This window comes from Acinetobacter sp. Swhac1, from assembly GCF_013390985.1.
Lineage (GTDB): Bacteria > Pseudomonadota > Gammaproteobacteria > Pseudomonadales > Moraxellaceae > Acinetobacter > Acinetobacter towneri.
In genome coordinates, this window is the sequence record NZ_JACASN010000070.1 from 1 (window position 1) to 3,486 (window position 3,486).

General features: G+C 35.0%; 1 protein-coding gene and 2 pseudogenes. 2 read left to right on the plus strand and 1 reads right to left on the minus strand.

The annotated features are described in order from the left end of the window. Positions 1–127: 127 nt before the first annotated feature. Positions 128–2,839 (plus strand): annotated as a pseudogene (locus tag HX743_RS15670) (AAA family ATPase); the annotation flags it as partial. A 50-nt stretch (positions 2,840–2,889) separates the two neighbouring features. Then, positions 2,890–3,327 carry a hypothetical protein gene (locus tag HX743_RS15675; RefSeq protein WP_000030933.1) on the plus strand — a complete coding sequence of 146 codons (438 nt, stop codon included), beginning with the start codon at positions 2,890–2,892 and terminating at the stop codon, positions 3,325–3,327. An 84-nt stretch (positions 3,328–3,411) separates the two neighbouring features. Here HX743_RS15675 and HX743_RS15680 read toward each other — a convergent pair. Then, a pseudogene (locus HX743_RS15680) lies at positions 3,412–3,486 on the minus strand (IS6 family transposase); the annotation flags it as partial.

Below are 3,486 nucleotides of genomic sequence, written 5' to 3' on the forward strand. Positions count from 1 at the left end.
ATTAAAAGTATGTCGGAGCGGCCTAGGAAGAGGAAATTACAACGATTTACAGATGATATTTCAATGTTATTTAGGAGGCACCAGAGTGTATGAAATATCATCAACATGGCTTAAGTTGGCGCGTATGCGTATTTATACTGAATTGGAAATTTCATTGCCTAGAGAATTGAATAAAGAACAACGTGAAGAATTAGTACAGGAATTTGTAGATAAGACTTTAGGTAAAAACTTCACATATTCCTATGCAATTCATAGCCCATTAGCAAGTGATGGTGAACAAAATCCTCATATTCTTTTGATGTTTAGTGAAAGAAAATTAGATGGTATTGATCGTGACGAAGTACAACACTTTAAACGCTACAATCCGACTAATCCTGAAAAGGGCGGGGCAGGTAAAGATCGCTATTTTTCATCTAAAGTTTTTGTGGCAGATACACGCTTATCATGGGCTAACCATGTAAACGATTTTTGCGAAAATTTAGGTCTTGATGCTCGTATAGATCATAGAAGTTATAAGGCTCAGGGGCTTGAATTATCCAGTCAAAACTTCAGGGCTGATTATGTTAGTAATCATAAATATTTCATTAATGAAAATATAAAAAATATACGTCATCAAAATGGCGAAATTATTATTGAGCGTCCTTCGGAAGTTATTAGAGCTTTAACTTCTAATCAGTCTGTATTTACTGCCCGTGATCTTGAGCGTTTTGTTATGGCTCATACTGACAGTCAAGAACAATATCTTAAAGCCTATGAAGCTGTAATGACTTGTCCTGATATGGCAATGTTGTTTGGGAAAGATAAGGTTGTATTCTCATCAAAAGAATTGGTCGGAATTGAAGATTCTATTACTGCATTTATCTACAATGCCAATGAGCAAAGTCGAGTACAGAAGCCATTTAATTTAACTGAAAAATTCACTTTAAATGCTGTAAAAATTGCTGATAAAAGAACATTCAATAGAGAGCAAGAAGCAGCCTATTATACTTTGACTTCTACTGATCGAATCTCATTGCTAAATGGTTCGGCTGGTACTGGTAAGTCTTATGTTCTTAGTGCTGTTTCTGAAGCCTTCAAAACTTCAGATTATAAAGTTCATGGTATTGCTTTGCAGGCAATTACAGCTAGAGCTATTTCTGACGATTGTAATATTCCAAGCAGTACAATTGCTTCATTCCTTGCCCGATATGAAAGTGGTAATTTTGAGATCAATAATAAGACTGTCTTGATCTTAGATGAAGCGGGGATGGTCGGCTCAAGAGACATGCAAAAACTTCTCATGATCGTAGAGAAGCATGATGCTCAAATAAAACTTGTTGGTGATAGTTATCAGTTAAGTGCTGTTAGTGCTGGTTCTGCTTTTGCTCATATTCAAGATAACCTTGATAAGAAAAATATTGCTTCATTAGAAAATATACAACGACAAAAATATGCGAAGGAATCAGAGAAAATGATTGAAGCATCTAAGTTGTTATCTAAGCATGAAGTTGACAAAGCATTAGATATTTATAAGACCATTAATGCTGTTAATGAATATGAATCTCACGATCTAGCACTAGCCAAAACTATTAAATCTTGGAGTGAAGATTCTAGCGAAAATAAGTTAATGCTTGCTCATTCAAATAATGATGTGAATGAATTAAACCGCATGGCAAGAAATGTATTAATTAAAAATGGTCAACTTTCTGCTACTGGTAATCATGTTAAAACTGCTTTCGGTGATATTGAAATTACTGTCGGAGAAAAAATTGTATTTAAGCAGAATGATTCAAAATTAAAAGTTAGCAATGGTGAAACAGCAAAAGTAATCGGTTTTGAAAAAGATAATCTTAATAACATTAAATTTATGATGGTTCAGTCAGATAGAAATAATGAGATCATTAAAGTAGATTTAAATGAATACAACCAATTTAAATATGGTTATGCAAATACTATTCACTCATCACAAGGTATGACTGTTGATAATGCCTATATTGTGGCGAGTGAGAACATGAATGCTAATTTAACTTATGTTGCTTTGACCCGACATAAACATAATGTCGAAATTAATTATTCTGCTATGTCGTTTACCACGAATGAAAAAGAATTCGTTAAACGTCCAGATGGGAAAATCTCATATGATCAGAATTACAATCCTGTTGAAAAAGAAGTTACACCTTTTGAAAACTTCAAAAAAGTTCTAGGACGATCAGAAAAGAAAGAATTTTCTACAGACTTCACTTTAGTAGACAAGCAAGAAAAATTGATCAAAGCATATCTGCAAGATCACCGCCACCATATTGAAGATAAGCGGGAGATATACGGAATTAACTCGAAGATACATGCTTTAACTTCAGAGAATCGTACATTCACGAAGGAAGAAATTGTTACCGAGGTTCGTGCGAATCTTAAATCTAAATCTATTTTAGGTGATGAGATCGGTAGCATTAGAGGTATGAAAATTGCAAAAGGTGAGCTTCTCAAACTTGAGGAAGGGTTACAGATCAAGACTGGATTCTTTAAGAAAGAAACCTTTGAGAAGGGAACAGAATTAAAGGTTCTTGATGCCTACAAGATGAAAGATAAACCAATGATTAAAGCTCGAATCAATGATATGGAATATGAGATTCCATTTGAAAAACTTTCTGTTAAGTATTCAGATCGGTACTTCACAGAGTTTAAAGATCAGAGCGCACACCGTTTTACTGCCCGCAATAAAACTGAAGTTTATAGCGAGTACCGTGAGCAGTTATTGAAGCAAAAGATTACTGCACCGGAAGAAAATTTGAATGCTCCTAATCACAAGATGAAGCTGCAAAGCAATCTTAATACTACCCCTAGAAATACACCTAGAATCTAACTTCACCTGGCATAAGCAAGTGAAAATAACAAACCATAAAAGACTTTTTAATGAGTAAAGATGATCATGATAAATTTGTATTATTCCTGATAGTTGTAGGCTTTATCGTGTTAGTTGTTTGCGGTCTTGCGTGGCAGGGAGCAGGCATCTTTAACTTGCCTTTCACAGTGATGCTATGGACTATCATTAGATTAATTATCGTGGTATCGCTTGTATTTATTACTGGAAAATTCGGTCTATCAAGAGAGTTTACTTTCCCCGCAGCAGCAGTAGGTTTAGCTTTTAGTTTATTCCCTGTCCTTGATCATATTGCGTTAGGTTATTCTGCTAAAAATTTCTATGAAACCACTAATTTTATGGGGCAAACGGTTCGGGAATTTGGTGCCAGTAAAATTACGGTCTGGTGGGGTTCGATTTATGCCAAAATAGCCTATGCTAGCCTTGCAGGTTTAATTGGATATGGTGTTAAGGTCGCCACTGATGATTAAAAAAGAAAAACCAACTTGAAGTTGGTTTTTTTGGCACTGTTGCAAATAGAGATTTGAGTCGATGATGTTCCCTTTAAAAAGTACTTAGAGACCGAAAACCCTGTTGATTAGACACACTTCACCCTGAGGCTGACCATAATAAAATGACGATGCTTGTCC